This is a genomic window from Arachidicoccus terrestris (genome assembly GCF_020042345.1).
Classification (GTDB): domain Bacteria; phylum Bacteroidota; class Bacteroidia; order Chitinophagales; family Chitinophagaceae; genus Arachidicoccus; species Arachidicoccus terrestris.
The window spans coordinates 1,524,660-1,542,959 of the sequence record NZ_CP083387.1 but is presented as its reverse complement, the minus strand read 5'-3'; the positions used below and the strand labels follow the sequence as shown (position 1 = coordinate 1,542,959).

At 42.4% G+C, this 18,300-nt stretch carries 18 protein-coding genes; 15 read left to right on the top strand and 3 right to left on the bottom strand.

The window, feature by feature from the left end; genetic code table 11:
• Window positions 1-45 precede the first annotated feature (45 nt).
• The 11 genes from K9M52_RS06210 (at window position 46) to K9M52_RS06160 (ending at window position 10,909) form a co-directional block, all read left to right on the top strand.
• Entirely contained in the window at window positions 46-588 is a 543-nt protein-coding gene (locus K9M52_RS06210) for a DinB family protein (protein WP_224071192.1), read from the top strand.
• A 40-nt stretch (window positions 589-628) separates the two neighbouring features.
• Window positions 629-1,054 carry a DoxX family protein gene (locus K9M52_RS06205; RefSeq protein WP_224071191.1) on the top strand — a complete coding sequence of 142 codons (426 nt, stop codon included), beginning with the start codon at window positions 629-631 and terminating at the stop codon, window positions 1,052-1,054.
• 323 nt (window positions 1,055-1,377) lie between these two features.
• A complete protein-coding gene (locus K9M52_RS06200) occupies window positions 1,378-3,828 on the top strand; it encodes a glycoside hydrolase family 2 TIM barrel-domain containing protein (protein ID WP_224071190.1) in 2,451 nt (816 codons plus the stop codon).
• Between the two features lie 52 nt (window positions 3,829-3,880).
• Window positions 3,881-5,053 (top strand): alginate lyase family protein, encoded by a 1,173-nt coding sequence (locus K9M52_RS06195; protein WP_224071189.1) that lies wholly within the window; start codon window positions 3,881-3,883, stop codon window positions 5,051-5,053.
• Window positions 5,054-5,713: 660 nt separating this feature from the next.
• Window positions 5,714-6,298: an RNA polymerase sigma factor gene (locus tag K9M52_RS06190; RefSeq protein WP_224071188.1), complete on the top strand. Its 585-nt coding sequence runs from the start codon at window positions 5,714-5,716 to the stop codon at window positions 6,296-6,298.
• Window positions 6,267-7,634: a hypothetical protein gene (locus K9M52_RS06185; protein WP_224071187.1), complete on the top strand. Its 1,368-nt coding sequence runs from the start codon at window positions 6,267-6,269 to the stop codon at window positions 7,632-7,634. Before K9M52_RS06190 ends, K9M52_RS06185 begins: the two co-directional genes overlap by 32 nt.
• A 64-nt stretch (window positions 7,635-7,698) precedes the next feature.
• Window positions 7,699-8,109 (top strand): OB-fold putative lipoprotein, encoded by a 411-nt coding sequence (locus tag K9M52_RS06180; RefSeq protein WP_224071186.1) that lies wholly within the window; start codon window positions 7,699-7,701, stop codon window positions 8,107-8,109.
• An 18-nt stretch (window positions 8,110-8,127) separates the two neighbouring features.
• Window positions 8,128-8,520 carry a c-type cytochrome gene (locus tag K9M52_RS06175; RefSeq protein WP_224071185.1) on the top strand — a complete coding sequence of 131 codons (393 nt, stop codon included), beginning with the start codon at window positions 8,128-8,130 and terminating at the stop codon, window positions 8,518-8,520.
• 28 nt (window positions 8,521-8,548) lie between these two features.
• Window positions 8,549-9,091, top strand: a complete 543-nt coding sequence (locus K9M52_RS06170; protein ID WP_224071184.1) for a YceI family protein — start codon at window positions 8,549-8,551, stop codon at window positions 9,089-9,091.
• Window positions 9,092-9,101: 10 nt separating this feature from the next.
• Window positions 9,102-10,016: a DUF5777 family beta-barrel protein gene (locus K9M52_RS06165; RefSeq protein ID WP_224071183.1), complete on the top strand. Its 915-nt coding sequence runs from the start codon at window positions 9,102-9,104 to the stop codon at window positions 10,014-10,016.
• A 41-nt stretch (window positions 10,017-10,057) separates the two neighbouring features.
• Entirely contained in the window at window positions 10,058-10,909 is an 852-nt protein-coding gene (locus K9M52_RS06160) for a COG4315 family predicted lipoprotein (RefSeq protein WP_224071182.1), read from the top strand.
• A 156-nt stretch (window positions 10,910-11,065) separates the two neighbouring features.
• Here the strand turns inward: K9M52_RS06160 and K9M52_RS06155 are convergent, their stop codons facing one another.
• The 3 genes from K9M52_RS06155 to K9M52_RS06145 all read right to left on the bottom strand — a co-directional run bounded on the left by K9M52_RS06155 (window position 11,066) and on the right by K9M52_RS06145 (window position 14,391).
• On the bottom strand, window positions 11,066-13,309 hold the full coding sequence (locus K9M52_RS06155; protein ID WP_224071181.1) for a TonB-dependent receptor: 2,244 nt from the start codon (window positions 13,307-13,309) through the stop codon (window positions 11,066-11,068).
• 55 nt (window positions 13,310-13,364) lie between these two features.
• Window positions 13,365-13,712, bottom strand: a complete 348-nt coding sequence (locus K9M52_RS06150) for a heavy-metal-associated domain-containing protein (RefSeq protein WP_224071180.1) — start codon at window positions 13,710-13,712, stop codon at window positions 13,365-13,367.
• Window positions 13,713-13,899: 187 nt separating this feature from the next.
• Window positions 13,900-14,391, bottom strand: a complete 492-nt coding sequence (locus K9M52_RS06145) for a hypothetical protein (RefSeq protein WP_224071179.1) — start codon at window positions 14,389-14,391, stop codon at window positions 13,900-13,902.
• A gap of 447 nt (window positions 14,392-14,838) precedes the next feature.
• On the opposite strand from K9M52_RS06145, the gene K9M52_RS06140 reads away from it, so the two are divergent.
• From K9M52_RS06140 to K9M52_RS19180, 4 genes are all read left to right on the top strand, one after another.
• Window positions 14,839-15,663 (top strand): DUF3108 domain-containing protein, encoded by an 825-nt coding sequence (locus K9M52_RS06140; protein WP_224071178.1) that lies wholly within the window; start codon window positions 14,839-14,841, stop codon window positions 15,661-15,663.
• A 297-nt stretch (window positions 15,664-15,960) separates the two neighbouring features.
• The gene (locus tag K9M52_RS06135) at window positions 15,961-17,493 is read left to right on the top strand and encodes an ATP-binding protein (RefSeq protein ID WP_224071177.1); all 1,533 of its coding nucleotides are present in this window, start codon (window positions 15,961-15,963) and stop codon (window positions 17,491-17,493) included.
• A 150-nt stretch (window positions 17,494-17,643) separates the two neighbouring features.
• Window positions 17,644-18,006, top strand: coding sequence for a transposase (locus tag K9M52_RS19035; RefSeq protein ID WP_394369845.1), 363 nt, complete (start codon window positions 17,644-17,646; stop codon window positions 18,004-18,006).
• Entirely contained in the window at window positions 17,961-18,194 is a 234-nt protein-coding gene (locus K9M52_RS19180) for a transposase (protein WP_394369860.1), read from the top strand. Before K9M52_RS19035 ends, K9M52_RS19180 begins: the two co-directional genes overlap by 46 nt.
• The last annotated feature ends 106 nt before the right edge of the window (window positions 18,195-18,300 follow it).

Sequence of the window (18,300 nt, the reverse complement as noted above, 5' to 3'; positions counted from 1 at the left end):
TAGAAAATTAATCAGACCGGATTGTGCCATTTTAAACTCGAAGTCATGGAAGCAATAAATGAAGAAAAAAGAACAGCGTTGGAATCCTTGTTACAGGAGGCTATAAAATCCTTTGTTGAGTCAATGTACGCATTTAAGGAATCGGCTTTCAATGTCGCTCCATTTGCAGGGAGCTGGACAGCGGCAGAAACAGGAAATCACATCAATAAATCTATGCAATTTATCCATCAGATTGTTGAAGGGGAGGTTATACCGGTAAACAGAAACCCGGAGCAACACATACCGGTATTAAAGCAAATAATGGAAGATATGACAGCAAAGGGCAAATCCGCTCCCGAATTGCTGCCCGACGAAAGGTTTATTTCCAGAGCAGAAATGAGAAATGACCTGACTGAGACAGAACAATTATTGCTAGGCGATATACGCGGGTTGGATTTATCTCTTATATGCCAGGCTATGGAGTTTCCCGGTGTAGGGTATCTGACAAGATTTGAGTTGCTCAGTTTTGCGGCCTTTCATGTTATAAGACATACCAGGCAAATACAAAATATTTATAAGCTCCTTCAAGAGAATAAAACAGTTATTTAATTGTAACAGATCTCCATTTTCTAACATAAAACTAAACACAATGGAAACAGTAGTCCGTAACAACAAAAAATCGACTAAGATTACGTATTGGGTCACTACGCTTATCATTGCATTATTCGAGCTTTCCGGTGCATTTTTTATCAATAGCGAAATAGCTAAAGCGGGGACGCGTCACCTTATGCTTCCGGAATGGTTTCGTTGGGAGGTGAGTATTGGTCATATAATCGGCGGAATACTATTAATTGTTCCTGTCTCCAAAAGAATTAAAGAATGGACCTATGTCGCTTTTGGAATTGACTTTATCTCGGCTTTTATCGCTTATGCTGCGGTAGATGGATGGACCGCGAGTTTATTTTCCCCTCTGCTCTTCATGGCACTCTTGGTGGTTTCTTATATCACCTATCACAAGTTGCATGATAACAACGGATTTCCAATTGTGATTTCCCCAAAAACGGGCAACACTTGACCAACAAAGTAAATGTCATCCGAAAGACGGATTTTTACAGGTAACGGCTGTATTTAAACGCTTAGGGTTGTTATAGTTCGCTGTATATTAAATAAGTAAGCGCATTGTGACAACCCTTTTTCATTTTTTTTCGATGTTTGGGAGGTCATGTTTTACGGAAACGGTTGCGGAAATAAAAAGCTAACAATTGATAATTATCCTTTAGTTTAGTGTTTCGACTATTTAATTGGGGCCGGTTAAAATGAAATCGTTTCCAAACGGTTCGCACTGTTGATAACGGGCCCGCTAAGTCGAAACTATTGTTCTAAATATTCGATAATTATATGAGGTATCTATTGGCTATTGCATTTATATTAGGCTCTCAACTCTCGTTTGCGCAGCAGTCTATACGGTTGACTGAGGGATGGCAGTTTCTGAAAGAAGATCTTGGGGGTATTTGGGAGGCAGTCCGCCCAGCCAAGAAGGGCAATCCTGAAACGGTTCCTTTATGGACTCCCGTTACATTACCACATAGCGCAAATGAACGGGATGCGGTTGACCCCGATGTCAATTACTATGAAGGTCCAATGTGGTACAAAACAAAGCTGGATGTCAAGAATCCGTATTCTCATGGCAGAACTTTATTACATTTTGAAGGTGCGGGCCAGAAATCAGAAGTTTATGTATACACGACCAAAGTAGGCAGCCATGTAGGCGGATATGATGAATGGACAGTAGATATCACGGACGCTGTAAATGCATTTAAGAACAATGATAGTCTGTTTAAGGCTTTTAAAAGCCAGGTGCCGATAGCGGTCAGGTGTGATAATAGCCGGGATCTGGAAATGATGCCCTCAGATTTATCCGACTTTAATCTTTATGGTGGATTATACCGGTATGTAAACCTGGTATATGAACCGGCATTGTATATCGACAAGGTTTTTGCCGCCCCGAAAGTGAATGAGGATAGGGCTGCTGGTCAACTCGGCATCAGATTGAGATTCAATAATCCTGAAAAGATTCATTCCGCGAACTTATCGGTGACACTAAAAGCGCCCTCCGGCAAGATTGTGAAGCGCCTTCAAAAGCATCTGGATCATTTTGACGGAGACCAGGCAGTGGCCGATCTTAAAATTAATAGTCCACAACTCTGGAGCCCGGATAAACCGGAATTATACAGCCTGGAAGCAACCATTTCCTCAGAAGCCGGATCGCATACCAGTGTTTCTCCGGTCGGATTTCGAAGTTTTGAGTTTGTAAAAAAAGGTCCTTTCATATTAAATGGCAAACGGTTATTACTTAAGGGAACCCATCGTCATGAGGATTATGCAGGCCTGGGGCCAGCCATGACTGAAGAATTGATGCGCAAGGAAATGATTCTGATGAAGGGTATGGGCGTGAATTTTATTCGCCTGGCGCATTATCAGCAGTCAAGGATCATTTTAAATCTTTGCGACAGCCTGGGGATTCTGGTGTGGGAAGAAATTCCCTGGTGCCGTGGCGGACTGGGAGGTTCGGTCTATCAGGCACAAGGAAAGCGAATGTTGACGAATATGATCGAGCAGCATTTTAATCATCCTGCAGTAATGATCTGGGGGCTAGGCAATGAAAACGACTGGCCAAACGACTTTCCCGAATTTGACAAAGAAAAAATCAGAGCCTATATGAAGGAGCTGAATGTACTGGCGCATTCTTTAGATCCGTCGCGTAAAACAGCCATCCGTCGTTGTGACTTCTGTAAGGACATCGTAGATGTTTATTCACCGTCAATCTGGGCAGGCTGGTACAGAGGAATTTATACGGAGTATAAAGACGTGACAAAATCGGAGTTTGATAAAGTCGATCATTTTTTACATGTAGAGTGGGGAGGTGACAGCCATGCCAGGAGGCATTCTGAAAACCCTGATAATGCACTTAAAGATATTAAAGCGACAGGTACGGCAGATGAAAGAGCCGGAGACGCTTCGTTATACGGAGGTGCCGCCAGGGCTTCCAAAGATGGAGACTGGAGTGAAACCTATATTTGTAATCTGTTTGACTGGCATTTAAAAGAGCAGGAGACGATGCCTTGGCTGACGGGGACAGCGCAGTGGGTATTTAAGGATTTCTCCACACCGGTCCGACCGGATAATCCGGTTCCATATATGAACCAAAAGGGCGTTGTTGAACGCGATCTGACGAAAAAGGAATCTTATTATGTATTCCAGTCCTACTGGGCTACTAAACCTATGGCACATATTTATGGCCACACCTGGCCGGTGCGTTGGGGGAAGGAGGGAGAAGAAAAAATGATTAAGGTGTATTCTAATTGTGATGAGGCTGAGTTATTTGTGAACGGTAAATCCTATGGCAGTAAAAAGCGCAATAGCCAGGATTTTCCGGCTGCCGGGCTTCGCTGGAATATACCTTTGCATAAAGGAAATTACAATGTGATCGTCGTTGCAACGAAAGAGAATACAGCTGTGCGTGATACCATCCAATTCAAGTATCAGACGGAAAAATGGGGTAAACCCGCTTTGGTAAAACTTGAAAAGGTTGCAGAAGAAAATGGTATTGCAACTATCGAAGCTAAGTTGTATGATAAAAATCATGTTCAGTGTCTGGATGCAACCAATTGGATCCGGTTTGGATTAACGGGAGATGGAACGTTGATAGATGACTTAGGCACGTCTTCAGGGTCCAGAAAAGTGCAGCTGTATAATGGGCGGGCGATCATAAAGCTTAAAACGAATAGCGGCAGATCTGTAGCCAGTGCCAAAGTAGAAACGCTTCCGGTTGCTTTCCTGACCTTGTAAAAGAAGTATTTTGAAGGTAGTGACGATTTCTTTCCTTATAAATAATTTAATTATGCGTCTGCTTTTATGGATATTCTGTATTATGTATTGCTTATGTGCCGGTGCACAAAACAGGCTGGAAAAGTCTGTCGTATATCAACGGGCAGAAAAAATGCTGCGAGGGGAAGTCATGCATGCGGCGGCAAAAGCCTTAAAGGAAGAACCTGTAACAGTTACTGCCGCAACAAGCCCACGCAGCGCCGGTGGGAAACATGATTTTTTCAGTGAAGGAGACTATTGGTGGCCGGATCCGGTTAGTGTAGACCGTCCCTATATCAGAAAAGATGGCATGACAAACCCTGATAATTTTGTGGCGCATCGGTTGGCTATGATTCGTTTCAGCCGCATTGTCGGCACCCTCGCCTCTGCATGGCGGATTACGCATAAGAAAGTATATCTTGAAAAAGCGATGGAGCATTGTAGGGCATGGTTTGTAGATACGGCTACGATGATGAACCCCAATCTGCTGTATGCACAGGCGATTAAGGGCAGAGCGACCGGGCGCGGCATCGGGATCATTGATGCTATCCAGTTAATGGAGGTGGCACAGGGATTATACATTATGCAGCATGCGCCTGGAATGGACCAAGAAGCTTTGCGGAAAATCAAAGACTGGTTTAATGCCTACTTACATTGGCTTACGACACATCAATATGGTATCGATGAAATGAATGCAGCCAATAACCATGGCACCTGTTGGGTTATGCAGGTAGCCTGTTTTGCAAAGTTCACCGGAGACGCGAAGTTGATGAATTTTTGCAGGAACCGTTATAAAACGGTTCTGCTTCCGGATCAAATGGCACAGGATGGCAGTTTTCCAAAGGAACTGGCCAGGACAAAACCTTATGGCTATTCCTTGTTCAACCTGGATGCGATGACAACCCTCTGCCAGATATTATCCACCCCGAAGATGGATTTATGGAGTTTTCAAACCCCTGATGGCCGCTCCATTAAAAAAGGAATCGAATTTATGTTTCCTTATATACAGGATAAGTCAAAATGGCCATTTAAACAAGATGTGATGTATTGGAATGAGTGGCCTGTGGCACAACCTTCACTGATCTTTGGTGCTGCACGATATGGCAATAATCAATGGCTGGGTGTCTGGAAGAGGTTAAATCACTTCCCGGAAGTAGAGGAAGTGATCCGGAATCTGCCGGTGCGGAACCCCTTGATTTGGTTATAGGATAATAGTAGATTAAACTGCATCGCAAGCTATTTGTTCTGTGGTAATTATTAATATGATCCAGCAATGGCCGGTACCCGTCGCAAGCAGTCGGGCGAGATCCCGCGTAGGTCCGGATATATGGGTCTCGTGTCTGCTGACTCAAGCAACCTGAAGCTTTTTCCACTATAGAATTTTGCATAAAATTCCCCCTTGTATGCTTGAATTTTTCCCAGCCTTTGTAGATTTCTGAGGATTTTCGCAGAATAATATAGTCATATTTTTTCACGTGCATTCCATGAGACATCAATGCCAGGAATGGTGTATGAAAATGGGTTTTGATGACTGCATTGCCATATGGTGTTCTAATAGTTGATAAGATCGTGCTGCCAAATTGAGCATTCACATTCGTACGCAATACGCGTACGCCCGATTCCGTTAATGAAGATGGTGAAAAGAATTTGACGATTTAGGGCGAGCAGGCTCATTGTTTTGGTCCCCGCTGTTTATCAATATTTTATAAGGGAAGCATACATCGAAGCTTCGGTCTCAGAAAAGTAAACTCCGCCGTTCTTAGAATTTTTTTATCTTCAGGCAACCATTTTTTTTAATTCCCTGTTTATACTAATGGCAATATGATTTTTAACCTAAAAAGCTATTAATAAATTCTTGCCTCTCAAGATGGAAAATAATCTAATGGTCATTTTGAGTGGATGCAAGCAGGGAGATCCTGCTTGGCAGAAGGTATTGTATGAGCAGTACTATGGTTATGTTTTTACAATTTGTATCCGCTATGCTTCTACAAGAGAAGACGCGACTCAAATTCTGAACGATGGCTTTGTCCGGGTCTTTAGAGGGTTGATTAATTTTGATGTTCCGGAAAATGAAGCTGAGATATTGCCTGCATTTATGGGTTGGCTTAAAAAGATAATGATCCATACAGGTATTAATTACAAGAAATCTCTGGCCAGGCAAATTTCCTGGGATAGTCAAGACAATGAAGCTGAGAATCTTCCATCTAAAGATCGCCATCCGATAGAAAGCATGGCCTATGAAGAACTAGTCGCTTTAATACAAAATCTTAGTCCAGCTTATCGGCATGTTTTTTCACTTTTTGTGTTAGACGGGTACTCACATGAAGATATCGCCAAGATGATGAAGATCTCTATCGGTACTTCTAAGTCTAATTTATTAAAGGCGAGAGGAAAATTACGAAAAATGTTGGAATTGAGCCATGCAGAAGAAATTTCCAGATATGACAGATGAACAATTAGATAAAATCTTCCGTGACGCTGCCCGACAGTATAATCCACCTTCTGCGCCAAAGGGAGCTTGGGAAGAATTTATACAGAATAGGGAGAAGGCGCAGCAGGGAGGTAGCTTAGGAACAGACAATGAGGGTAAAGAAACAAATTGGAAGAAGATTACCTTTTTCAGGCAACGCAGGTTTTGGTTAATTGTCGCAGCAGCGATAGTGCTTTTTTGCCTGGGAATTATAGGGATTTGGCAGGAAATGGGGGAAAGTCGTTCTACCGATAATCGCGTATTGGTAACCAAAGGTGAAACCACTGGTGGTGACTATATAGGAAGGGAAGTGGCGCCGGCAAGGCATAAAAAAGTGCTCACTGAATCAGCGTTTCCCGGAAAAAATGGGGTAATTAAGGGTGAAAAGTTAGCTGTCCCGTCAGCGAACAATTCAGAAGCCGGTACTTCGGTTATGGCAAAGGCTATGATAATGATTCGCCACAAAACCTTTCAAATTGTGCCACAACGGATTACTACTAATAAGGCATCCATTCGTGTGATTGACCCCTTCTTGGTACATGAAGACGCGGCCCCCGAACCAAATATAAACCCTGTTAACAGAAACGGGGATTCGGTAACGAAGAGATTAAGCAAAGCAGATTTTTTGGCAGCCAATGATCCATTTGCTACACAAAAAGCGGCGCAACCTGGTGATTTATCGGTTCCAGACAGAAATTACAATGCGTCCCGCGATAACGCTGCCGCATCAAGACAAGGAAAATGGCAATTAGGCCTGATCGTCGGACCCAACTTGACAACTGTAAACGGCACAGTTGGGAAGACAGCTGGTTTTAATACGGGCATTACTGTTCAACGCAGAATAAACGATTCAAAGTTTTCTGTCGGTTCAGGTGTTGTGCTGGAGTCCATGGTATATAAAATGGCGCCCGGTGATTTTCATCCTGGTGGTAAAACCTTGAATATCCCTTCTTTAACGAGCGTAGAAGGAAAGTGTCAAATGCTGGATGTGCCGGTAAATGTCCGATATGATGTCATGCGTAATAAGAAAAGTAAGGCGTTTGTCAGCACAGGTGTTTCCGGGTTATTGATGGCGAAGGAAACCTATTCCTATAATTACGACAATAAAGGTCAGGTGTATCAAAGAAGTGTTACGGTAACTGGTAAAGGGAAAAGCCTATATACGGTGACAAATCTTTCTATTGGGTATGAACGCAGTTTTAAGCGAACCTCTGTTCAAATTGAGCCTTATGTAAAATTGCCGATGAGCAGTATCGGCTATGGAGAGTTGAATCTTGGTAGTCTCGGTGCGCAGATATCTATAAAACGCAGCTTTTAACTGATATATCTGATGGGCAGCGACATGAAATAGCCTATAATAATATAATCGATTTAAAATGAAAATGAAAAAAGTATTTTTTTTCGTAGGCGGCTCTTTGTGCCTGGTAATCGCCATCTTTTGGTTCTGGCGGCTGTACCATGAACAAAGGCCTCTGCTGAAGTCAGAGAGAGCGGCTGCAGACGTTCATGCAGCTGCGCTGTACCAGGCATTTGCGGCTAATGAGGATAGTGCCAATAAACTTTACCTGGGCAAAATTTTGGAGGTAGAGGGGCAAATTACTGGGAAGATGGTAGACGGAGATCATGTCGCGGTTCAAATGGGAAGAAGCGAATTGACGGGCGGCGGTGTTAATTGCGCGCTCCGTTTTCCAAAAGATTCTGCAGTGCAAATAGGAGAGCGGGTAAGGGTAAAGGGCAGATGTGCCGGCTTTTTGATGGATGTGAATTTAACTGACGTTGAAATTATCAAGTAAACTGTAAACTAAACAAATATGAAAAACATTATTGTCAATGTATGCTTGGTATTATCTGTAGTGACCATCTCTGTATTGTTTTTGGAGGGGTGCTCTAAGGCGAATGAGACAGATCTGCAATCGGGAAATAACACAGTTTGCGATACGGTAAATATGGCATATCAGGCAGATGTTCAGCCTATACTGGCTAAAAATTGTTATAGCTGCCATGGTGATGGCGCCGCTCCGCAGGCAGGTATAAATTTGAAAGATTATGGGACCGTAAAAACACAGGCAGATAACGGAAACTTGATTGGGGTTATCACCCATGCACCAGGATATCCTGCCATGCCGTTTAACTTGCCAAAGTTGTCCGATTGTGATATCAATAAAATCAGGGACTGGATTAACAGAGGAGCCCAGAATAACTGATGATTTTCTTAACCTTAAAATGAGTGATATGAAACGCCTTTTTTTCCTGATCATGGTGTTGGCTTTAATTTCTGTAAAGTCGGAAGCGCAAAGCTATTTTACCCGAGGTGGTCAGATCAGTTTTTTTTCGAAATCTCCTGTAGAGGATATTAAAGCGGAGAACCATCAGGTTCTGGCAATTATCGATCCGGTGCGTCATAAATTGGCCTTTAATTTATTAATAAAGGGATTTCTTTTCGAGAAGCAGCTCATGCAGGATCATTTTAATGAAGATGTTATGGAATCTGACAGGTTTCCCAAAGCAACTTTTACGGGCAGTATGAAAGAAGGTGTAAAAGAAGGCTTAAATCATGTTCATCTTACAGGCCAGCTGACGATCCGTGGCATTACAAAGCCACTCAATACAATGGCGGATTTAGAACTTAAAAATCAAGTACTTCACGGCAACTGCCAATTCAAAATATCACTCGCTGACTATAAAATTAAAATACCAGCCGTACTTAAGAACAATATAGCCCCCGACATTTTGGTGACCGTAAATGTGGATTGTAAGCTCATGCAAAAAAAATAACCCTTTATTTATGATAACTTTTAAGAGGATCGCAATTGTAATGCTGGTATTGGCGGCCGGCGCCTCCAGCGTCTTTTCCCAGGATAGTACTTCAGTCGATTTACTCAATCAGTTAAATGATTCAATTGGGAAGCAGGCTGCTGAGATGGATGACGTAAACTCGATATTTAAAGCCACGCAAATTGTAAATCTTCCTACGGTTGAACAGCCCGGCCGGAATAATCTGCAGTTTATAATTATGCACAGGTTCGGAAAGCTTGATGGCGGGTTATATCAGCTATTTGGTTTGGATAATGCGACAATCCGTTTCGGCCTGGATTACGGCCTGACAGACAGATTGTCTATAGGTATAGGCCGCAGTTCGCTGGATAAGACCTATGACGCCTCCTTTAAATATAAGCTGCTCCAACAGCGGGAACATAAAATGCCTGTAGCTGTAAGTCTAAATGAATGGGCGACAGTTCAGACGATTAAATATGATGACAAGCCCTATCTCAACGCTAAATATAGGACAGCGTATACTTCCCAGCTATTAATTGCCCGGAAATTTAATAGAAATCTTTCCCTGGAGGTCGTGCCTACCTGGGTGCATTACAATCTTGTGCCGACACCAGAGGATCAAAATGATGTTTTTCTCCTTGGACTTGCCGGTAGAATGAAACTGACCAAAAGGCTGAGTCTGGATCTGGAGTATGATTTGCTGCCGGGTGATCCAATGCCTTCGCGTGATATAAAGCCCTCCTTTGGTGTCGGGTTGGATATTGAAACCGGTGGTCATGTCTTCCAGTTTGTATTCAGTAACTCCCAGGGAATGATCGGCCCCTATTATCTGACTGAAACTAACGGGACCTGGGGAAATGGTGATATATACTTTGGGTTTAATATTTCCAGGGCTTTTGGATGGAAAAAGACAAAAGCGAAGTAGAATAGTGCGTATTAATTTTTATAAATCATAAAACTTGAATCATGAAAACGAAGCAAATATTTTATTGGATAGCAGCCATTATGGGGATGGCCTTTTTTGCGATCGCCTGTTCAAAAGACAGCAGCGGCGACGGTGGTGGATACGGTGACGGAAATGGTAATGGTAACGGCAACGGCAACGGTAATGGCAGTAATGCAGGAGATAGCATTAAACTGATTGCAAATGCCAGTTTTGGAAAGATTATTACTGATGGCGCAGGGGAGACACTCTATTTTTTCTCAATAGATGCCAATGGAAAATCAGGATGCAACGCTGGATGTACAGACCTTTGGCCTGTTTACTACATCAAAACACCCAAGATTGGAGCAGGGTTGGAAGCTTCTGATTTTGGGACGATTACCCGGACAGATGGGACAATGCAGACAACTTACAAAGGCTGGCCGCTTTATTATTATTCTGAAGACAAAAAAGCAGGAGAAGTAAATGGAGATGGATTCGGTGGCAATTGGTTTGTGGCTAAGGCAGATTATTCTGTTATGCTCGCCAATAAAACAGATGATCACTCCATCCAATACTTAACGGATGATAATGGAAATACACTTTATGCGTACGCGCCTGATAAAGATGGTGTTAACACTTACACCAAGTCTGATTTCAGTAATAATTCGGCATGGCCAATTGACACTTCTTTTACCGGGATTGGCAGTGTGCCTTCTACTTTGAAAAAAGAGGATTTCAAAATCATTCAGGTTTTTGGCAAATCTCAATTGACCTATAAAGGCTGGCCACTTTATTTTTATGGTCCGGATAAAGGGGTAAGGGGAGATATTAAAGGCGAAAGCAGCATATGGCCGCTTTTAAACAAAAGCTCGGCTCCGGCTCCCGAAAGTTAAATAGTGACCATTGATTAATTACAACAATATTACCTGTCTTTTTAAGAAGAGTGGAGGTTTGCTGATGTGGTTATAATACGGTAATAAGAGAAGAAGGTAGCGACAAAATCGCTACCTTCTATACTTGTTTTTATCTTTACAGACAACCGGTAGACACTATAGTTTCCATCTAAAGCCGATGTACAGGTTTCTTCCCATAACCGGACCCCACACTTGTGAGGCGTCGAATCCCGGGTCTGCCGGATGCGACGCTAAAAGTATTAATGGCTTCTGCATATAATTGGTAAGATTCTCGGCACCTACGTATAATTCCAGTTTATCAGACATGAAACTTTTGTTGAGCTGTGCATTCATCTGAAAGAATGAAGGCGATTGCTTTTCCGGATATACGTTACTTACCGGTAATCTTTTTGCCGAGATCCATTGCAGGGTGTAGTTGAATTTCCATTTGTTGCGCGTTTCGTAATTGGCATTGAAAAAAGCCCGGTCTTTTGCAACAAGCGGGCGCTCTTTAAGCGTACCTCCATAAGTGGATTTTACATCCAGATACCGGTAGGCCCATCTGAGATTCAATTTATGGATTAATTCGTAGTCTAGCTGAAAATTCAGACTATGAGAATATGACTTTCCCGACAAGTTATAAAAGTTGACCAGACCTGCAGATTCAAAATCGGTTACTATTTGATTTCGAAAATCCGTATAATAGTAGTCGACAGTGAATGAACCTTCTCTATAACCCAAAGTAAATTTCTGGGTAATATTCATTCCGGTATTCCAGGCAATTTCGGGTTTGAGGGGGTAGGCATCCTGTTTAGTCTCTGTTAAAGAAATGCCATTTAGCATAAATTGACGATTGCTAGCCATCAGCCCGGTATTTTCTGACAAAAAATTGGCTGTTCTCTGCGCCCTGCCAATGGATGCCCGTATCGCTGTTCTCTCAAAAGGGGCATACCTAATATGGAGCCGCGGTGTCAGAAAATTGCCGAAAAGGTTGTGATGGTCCCCGCGGAGGCCTGCTACGATATTTAATTTCGACAGATAATTATAGGTATATTCCATAAAGGCCCCGGGAGCAATTTCATTTCGCTGCATTTTCCAATTGTCAAAATTCTCTTTAAAATTGTCCGCCTGAAAACTGACACCCGCCTTTATAACATGATTGGTATTGGAGATGATTGACTGATAGATGTAATTGGCATAGAAACTCTTTTGATCCGCGTTATAGATGCGGTCGCCATACAGACTCCGTTGCTCATGCGTGACACCCGATAGTTGAAGCCCCATACTTTTATATGGCTTGTCCACATATACCTTACCGATTTTCGCCCACCCTTCCAGTCTTTTAATTTTACTGTGATAGCCCCAGCTGTCATCGTTTACCGGCTGGTTCTTGTCGAACTGAAAATTTAATTGACCTCCAGTGCCATCCATATAAACGGCTTTTACGCCCCCTTGAACCTCGAAGCCTTTTGGACTAAAATAAAACCATCTGTTGGAACCTACAAACAGTTTGCCGACCGGATTATCCATAAATCCATCCTTGTTCTCATCATTGCGATGCCAGTCAGACCGACCGTACAGCAGTAGGTTCGTACTGACTGCATCGTTTAAGTGATGATTAAACACGAGATTGCCTTCTGATCTCCCCTGGATACTTTGATAGCCATTTAACAGGAGCCGGGGTGCTGTTTTTTCAAATGGCTTTAGCCATTCCGTATTGATCTGCCCCGCCACTCCTTCGTAGCCGTTTACAACGGACCCTGTACCCTTGCTTAACTGTATACCTTCTAACCATGTCCCGGGGGTGAATGTTAAACCGGTAACAGAAGCCAACCCTCTGTTTTCCGGGACGTTTTCCCGTGTATAGAAAGTATTTGATCCTGCAAGGCCCAGCATTTCAATCTGACGATAGCCACTCACTGCGTCCGTATAACCAATATCCACAGAGGGTGTCGTCTCGAAACTTTCGCTTAGATTACAACAGGCAGCCCGAAGGAGTTCAGCGCCGCCAATTTTCTCTTGTTTAATAGCGCCGAGAAGGCTGATCTCGGTACTTTTCCTTTCATAACGAACGGTAACGGCTGACTCATCCGTCTTCAGGTCCTGAGGGTACAGTAAAATAGACAGACTCGTGGAGTCTGGATTAAAGTCTGGCTTGAGGGAGAGCGTATCTGACTGGTATCCAACATACCTGGCTACCAGCTTTAAATAACGGTCTCCTTTCTTTACCGGTAGTTGGAAGTGGCCATTGATATCAGAAATCACTCCCTTATGCACATTCAAAAAGGATACACTTGCTCCCTGTAAGGGTTTCTTATCCTTAGCATCTATTACTTTTCCTTCCAATAGGGAAGTGCCGGTTGCTGGAAAAACAGTCTGCGCCGATGCTGTGTTCTCCAAAAAGACGCCAAATAAAAATACCCCGGAAACAAATAGTCTAATGTAGAACCGGAATTTAATGGACAATCTGCGGGTCTTTGTAGGCGCAACATGAGGGTAGTTTGTTATAGTCAGCCGGTAAAGCTTTTATTTCTCCTGCATTGTGCCCCGCCTTTGCGATACTTGTTTCAATTGCTTTAAGAGTGGTTTTATGCTGGTCATATATAATGAGCAGTTTTTTGGTCGTTTTGTTCCAGTCTGCCTTTTTTACGCCCTTTATAAAGGCTGCATCTTCAATTCTTTCCTTGCATTGTTCGCAAACACCGTCAACGGAAACCGTATCAGTTACGATTTGCTTTTTTTGACCAAAGCTAATTTGTGTACTGATAAGTATAAAGCTAAATATAATTAATAGTGTTTTCATGATAGAGACTTTTTTCAATTATTAAATCTTCCATATACGGAAGCTGGTACATTCACCTTGCAGCCCACTGAAAGATGAAACTTACATCAAATATCTATACAGCCACTTTAATAGTGATAATACTATCACAGTGTTCACTGTTGACATGGCTGGCAGACTTATATGAAGTGGATTTTATTGAAGTCTCCTATCCGTAGAAGGTAAATCTCTGAAATAACTTGTAGAGGGGGATCGCCGGTGGCGGTGGCTTAACGGAGACCGCAATCGGTTTATGAAGCATTAATAAAACCGGCCGGTAAGTTATATGCTGCAAAATAATTGCCGGCAATAACTGTGGCGTCCTACCCAGGGCACTGATTGTTTCTGCATTAATGAGCTGATTGGCAGCGAGCCTTGATTGTAAAACAATCTCAGCACAGCAGGCCTTTGGCGTCACTGTGTCTGTCTTGCCGATAAGAGCGGCACTGGCATCGCTGGACTGATTGAAAACTATATCTGATTTTACAAGGCCCTGCCACATCTCCATATTATGGCTGTCAGCGCAGCAACAATCATTACTTTCTAAGGCAGAAATAATGACCTTTCCCTGCATAGGGCCGCAATAGCGTATGCTCACTACAGATGCAGAGACCGACATGGCATAGAGCGCCATTAAGAATATGGAAACTAACTTTTTCAATCCGGTCAAAGTTAACAGACTTTATGGAGGTGAAATTGTTAAAATCAGGGTTTTGGGAGATTGATGAATTAGAGGAAAATACACGACCTCTTTGGGAGTGTGTTGAAAAATCAGTTTATATTCGCAAGTGCTTTGTATTTAATGATATAACCGCAGAACCCAAACAGTGAGATAACGAAAAAACAATTGGCACCTATCGCTTTTATTTTTGCGGCCCTGACTTTTTGCGTAAGTTCCTGCAGCAAGGACGACGCCGTACAATAAGTTATTTTAGGTTGCGTTATCTGAACGTTCTTATTTATTGCCAATCTGACGTTCACGTATGGTGTGCACTCTAGGCGTACTGAAAATAGTATAAATAGCTGAATAGCGTTATGAATGGCTTGCCCAGATTACATAGATTGAATAAATTTACGGTTTCTTTCCACGTTATAAAAGTTGGACACGATGAAGCCATTTAAATGCCTTTTGTTCTGGGCTACAGCACTATTGTTAAGTCCAATAACAAATGTATACGGTTCAAATACCGAACCCCCTCTAGGCGTCAATAAAGGATTAGATACGGTATATCTTCCTGACAATTCTGTTTTAAACACACAGTATCTGAAACCTGGATTGCGTCAGTATTTGGTTTATACTACGATACCTGGGGTTAAAAGGCAACACAATATGAGGCTCTGGCAAAGAAGGGTGTCTGTTGCAAAGCGGGACAACCACAAAGTTTTTGTAACTAAACAGAACTGGCTGTCTTCTGATTCTGCCCGTTTTGAGCATTTTATATCTGTCAACAATTACACTGATTTCCTTCCATTATACCATTCTCAACAAAGCCACCGTGGTGTGGTGGCTTACAACTGGTATTCTGATCACATCCAGGCGGCAGATTCGGTTACCGGTAATCAGAAAAAGGGGCTTATTCTGGCATTTGATCAACCCAATTTAAATTGGAATCTGGATTTGGAAACCTTTGAAATGCTACCCATGGATCAACATAAAATATTTGCTATTAATTTTTATGATGCGGGTATCGAAACACCGCAAAGGCTGGTTTACAAAGTGACCGGCGAAGACAGCATTTCTGTATATGGAAGTGCCGCTAAAGTGCGGTGTTGGAAGTTATTTATGGAAGCCAGCTATAAAGGGATGAAGTTCACAGAAACGTTTTGGATTAGTCAGGATTCGCATGAGTTGCTGATGGAAAAAGATGATTTAGGCCATGGAGCTTTCAGATATAAGATAAAGTTGCCTGATTTTGCGGCAGCGACTCTGTAAATTGAATGTATATAATCGATATCCCTTTTTTGAGAAAGAGAATGTCAATTTTTGTTTGATGTGCTTTTTTACGCTCGATAATTCGCTTGTCGTGCAAAATTTGGCGCGCCCTGTTTGTCTAAAGCCTATATCACAATTACATATCCGGTCGAGTTACAGGTCAAAAAAGACCGTTTACTTACTGGAGTTGGACGATTGTATACCCTTGATTGTTTTTGCTGCTTTGACCTGGGCTTTTTGTTCTTTAGATATGCTGGAAAAACAATAGAAGCAAAGGATTGTTCGTATCTTTGTCCTATGCAACGCAAATACCCCATCGGCCTGCAGAGTTTCAGGGAAATCCGGCAGGGCGGCTATGTTTATATTGATAAGACCGAAATCATCCATCAGCTCGTGGAAACCGGTAAATACTATTTTCTCAGCCGGCCCAGACGCTTTGGCAAGAGCCTGCTTGTGGATACCATTGAACAGCTGTTTAGCGGGAAAAAGGAACTTTTTGAAGGACTGTGGATTCATGACAAATGGAACTGGTCTCAGTCTCATCCGGTAATTCATTTTGATTTTTCGGAATTGCCTTATAAGGAAATCGGGCTTACCGAGTCAATAAACCGGGGATTAGATAGAAATGCCAAACAGTTGGGCCTTTCAGTTTCCGGGGACAATATAAAAGATCGTTTTAGGGATCTTATTGAAAAAGCTGCGCTAAAAGGCCAGGTTGTTATTTTGATAGACGAATATGACAAGCCGATCATTGATTTTCTGGAGGAGCCGGGGCTCATGGATACTAACCGCTCCATTATGAAAAGTTTCTATTCTATTCTGAAAGCCAGTGATGAAAATATACGTTTTTTGCTGATTACCGGCGTGAGTCAGTTCAGTCAGGTAAGTATTTTCTCGGACCTCAATAACTTGGATAATATTACGTTGACGACTCAATATGGAGGTCTTGTAGGGATCACACAGAAAGAACTGGAAAAGAGTTTTGCCCCGGAAATCACTGAATTGCAAAAAAACAGGCCCGATATACTGGCTCAGATCAAAGAATGGTATAATGGTTATACCTGGAATATGCAAACGCACGTCTATAACCCTTTTTCTGTACTGAAGTTTATGAAGGACCCGGTTTTCCGTAATTACTGGTTTGCAACGGGAACCCCTAGCTTCCTAATAAATATATTGAAAAAAAATAACATATATGATGTTGAGGGGATCAGGATGGGTAGTTTGGCACTTTCGACTTTTAATCCAGATCATCCGAACCCAGGCTCCCTGCTTTTTCAGACGGGTTATCTCACGATTAAAAATATATCTGCCAGCGGCCAGGTATACGAATTGGGATATCCGAACCAGGAGGTAAAAGCTAGTCTGTTGGATGGATTACTAAGTGAGTACCGGGAAATGCCGTCAGTAGATTCAGTTGCGCTGATAGAAGATATACAGGTGGCACTAAAAGCAGCTAACATAGCAGGATTAGTAAGGCAGCTAAACGCGCTGATTGCAACCATCCCCTATGATCACTGGAAGGTCGATTCTGAGTCCATATTTACCATTATTACCTTTCTTACCTTCAAACTGATTGGAGTGGATGTATATACTGAAGTGCATAGTGCAAAAGGCAGGTGTGATGTACTGGTTAAAACGGACCTTTACATATTTGTAATAGAGCTTAAACTGGATGGTTCTGCCTCTGAGGCCCTGCAGCAGATCAGGAAAAAGGGCTACCTTTCACCTTATGTAGCCGATCTGAGAAAGAAACTGGCCGTCGGCATTTCATTTTCTTCTGAAAACAGGGAAGTAGCTGAATTTTTGTTGGAGGAACAGCAGGGGTAGAAATCGCAGGTATTTTTATAGAAACTAGTAGATTGCGGGTTTTGAACAGAACAGAAAGTCCTATGATAAAGGTACCGCTTTTCCTAAAGTGAGGCATCAGTATTTTATCGATTACGATCTGGAAAAACGGAATGTTTCCCTCATGCACATTTGGTAGTAGACCGCTTTCATGTACAGCAGCTGGCAAGTGAGGCGGTACAGGAGATCAGAATCAAATATCGGTGGCCGGTGGCAGGAGCTGGACCTGGAAAACAAGCTGACAGAAGAGGCAAAAAAACAAGAAAAGCCATATGTACCCGAAGTTTTGGCCAACGGAGACACGCCAAAACAACTGCTGGCAAGAGCCAGATATCTGTTATTCAAGCCACAGAACAAGTGGGCATCCTCACAAGCCCAGCTGCCGGATTTATATTTGAAGGTTATCCGGCCATAAAAAAGCTTATGATCCTTCACAGAAACTTAGTTCCATATTCCGCAAATGCACCAGCAAAGAACAGGCCTTTAAAAGGTTAGCATTGGGGTATAATGAAGTAGAAGACTGTGCAATAGATTCCTTCAGAACTGTATCAAGATCCCTACAAACGCATTACCTGGCAATACTCAACTATTTTAATAATAGAAATACCAATGCATCTGCTGAAGCCTTTAATGCAAAAATTAAATCTTTCAGATCTTCGGCAAGGGGTGTAAGAGACAATTAATTTCTTTTTGTTCAGGTTGGCAAAAATCTATGGTTAAAAGTGTTAATCCCTTGCTCCGTGGTCAGAGAACTGATATAGCCAGAATTAAAAACGACTATAAATAATT